We start from the raw sequence: 2,493 nt of genomic DNA, 5'->3' as shown, positions 1-2,493 counted from the left end.
GACGTTTCACGTTGTTTGTTTCGTTCAGTTTTCAAAGAACTACTTAGTCGCTCATTTGCGACTTCCTTATGTTAACACTTTCGTTAATTGATGTCAACTAAGTTTTTTATTTCGTTTGTCGCTTTCGACGTTAATGTCATCGGCGACTTGTTCTATATTACACCTCTAAAGTATAATCGTCAATACGTTTTTTAAAAAACTTTATATTTTATAGATTTCATTTACGTATTTCTTCTATAAGTTATATACAAGCATCCCACAGAACAATCTATGGGGTGCTCTTCTACCATAAAAACTATTGTTCTTTCGACGGCACCGAACAACTTCCATCAGTACAAGAAAGATCGCTTCCACCCTCTGAAGAAAGTTCTTGCAACTTAGGTGCAGGATTCTCTTCTTCCCACACTTGCTGAAGTGCACCAACAAAAGTTTCAAGTGGTTGTGCACCTGAAATAGCATACTTTTGATTAATAATAAAATAAGGCACTCCCGAAATTTGATATTGCTGAGCAATCGCTTCATCAATTCTAACATCATTTGCATACGCATTTTTATCATTAATAACATTTAAAGATTCTTGCTTATCTAAACCTGAAGCTTCAGCGATAGTAGCAAGTGTATCCACATCGCTTAAATTTTTCGATTCAGTGAAATATGCAAAAAGTAAATTTTCTGTAATCTCTTTTTCTTTCCCTTGATTCTTTGCAAACTTAGCAAGACGATGCGCATCAAAAGTATTAGTCGGCTTCATCTCATCAAAATTAAAACTTAAACCCATACTAGCTGCATGATTTCCTAACTGTACGTTATTACGCTTAGCTTCTTCAATACTAATTCCATACTTTGATGCAAGTACTTCATTAATACTTGTTCCAGAATAGATTGGAGCATTTTGGTCTAATTCAAAACTTTTAAACTCAACTTCAACATCCTTCTTATGTGGAAATTGTTCTAAAGCCATCTCTAATCTACGTTTCCCAATATAGCAAAATGGACATACAAAATCCGACCATACTTCAATTTTCATAAAAAACACCTCATTAACATTTAGTTTTCAATCATTGTAGCACTGAGATTAAGGAATTCAAAAGTTTTTGCTCTATCTCCTTCATATAGTACATACAAAAACACACTTATAGCAGAATACCTAATTAACAAAAAAACGATAATCAAAAGGATTAACTATTATCCCTCCGATTATCGTCTATATAAATGCAACAACTTTAATTATGCCGGAATATACTTCCCTACGAACTTCCATACAGTATTCCAATATTTATTCGAATCTACTTTCTCCGCTTCTCCATGTCCAGCACCTGGAACAATTAATTTCTCTTTTTCTACTTTTGCAGCATTATATACTTCATCTAACATTTCAAAAGGAACGAATGTATCAGCATCCCCATGAATGAACAGCATAGGTGTTTTACTTTTCGCTACTTGTTTTACAGCTGAAGCCTCTTCTAAATCGTAACCAGCTCTTAATTTAGTAACCGTATTTGCCGCATTCATAACAGGAAACTTCGGTAAATGGAATAAATCTTTTAGTTGATAAGTAAATTCATCAATAACAGTTGAGTATCCACAATCTTCAATAATAACTTTAACATTAGAAGGTAAATCTTCTCCTGAAGTCATCATTACAGTTGCCCCGCCCATTGAAACACCAAATAGAGCTATTTCAGCATTAGGGTCTTTCTTCAAGATTTGTTGAATCCAAATCAAAACATCTTTACGATCATGCCAGCCCATACCAACATAATCCCCTTCACTATTTCCGTGCCCACGAAGGTCTGGTGCTATGACATTATAACCTTGTTCATAAAAGTTACGAACATATTTCGTCATTTCTGATGCTCTACCATTGTATCCATGAACTACAATTGCCCATTTATGACTAGATGGTTCATTCATATATTCATAACCTTTTAAATTTAATTTATCGAAAGAACGTATAGTTAATGTGTTAGGTTTATACTTCGATACGAAGTTTGCATTCTTTTCTTCATTTGCAGCCATTACATCTCCCGATGCATTTACCGTTTCTACTAAATGAGGATTATCTTGCAAAAATTCTTTTTCTTGTTTCGCATTTAACGCATAGTTATAAAAATAATTTCCAACTAACATATACACGATTACTAGCAGGACTAAGACTACTATAGTAATTATACTTATCTTTTTCATATTATCTCCTTTTCTAACTTAAATCTTCTTATATTAAAGTACATCAAAAACAACTGTACTATTTTAACACACTGATGAATCCTATCTTTAAGAAATAAAATAGAAAATCTTAAATTACATATAAAGAATCACGAAAGAAATTGAATAAAACTTATATAGCTACGTACTCAAAAATCTTTTTGAAAAGCGAGAAGCACTTCAAAATATTTAGCTTTGAAAAAAAGTTATAAAACACAAAAAAGACGAGTCATTCTGACTCGTCTTAAAGTTGCTTGGCGACGTCCTACTCTCACAGGGACAAGGTCC

General features: G+C 33.0%; 2 protein-coding genes. Both read right to left on the bottom strand.

Annotation, left to right across the window (positions count from 1 at the left end; genetic code table 11):
• Positions 1-295: 295 nt before the first annotated feature.
• Positions 296-1,027, bottom strand: coding sequence for a DsbA family oxidoreductase (locus AC2ETI_RS32465; protein WP_000687943.1), 732 nt, complete (start codon positions 1,025-1,027; stop codon positions 296-298).
• 200 nt (positions 1,028-1,227) lie between these two features.
• Positions 1,228-2,187 carry an alpha/beta hydrolase gene (locus AC2ETI_RS32460; RefSeq protein WP_000723979.1) on the bottom strand — a complete coding sequence of 320 codons (960 nt, stop codon included), beginning with the start codon at positions 2,185-2,187 and terminating at the stop codon, positions 1,228-1,230.
• Positions 2,188-2,493 lie beyond the last annotated feature (306 nt).

It is taken from the genome of Rhodococcus sp. MurmanLake-1 (assembly GCF_056945715.1).
The sequence above is the reverse complement of the archived record's forward strand: the minus strand, read 5'-3'. Positions and strand labels throughout refer to the sequence as shown.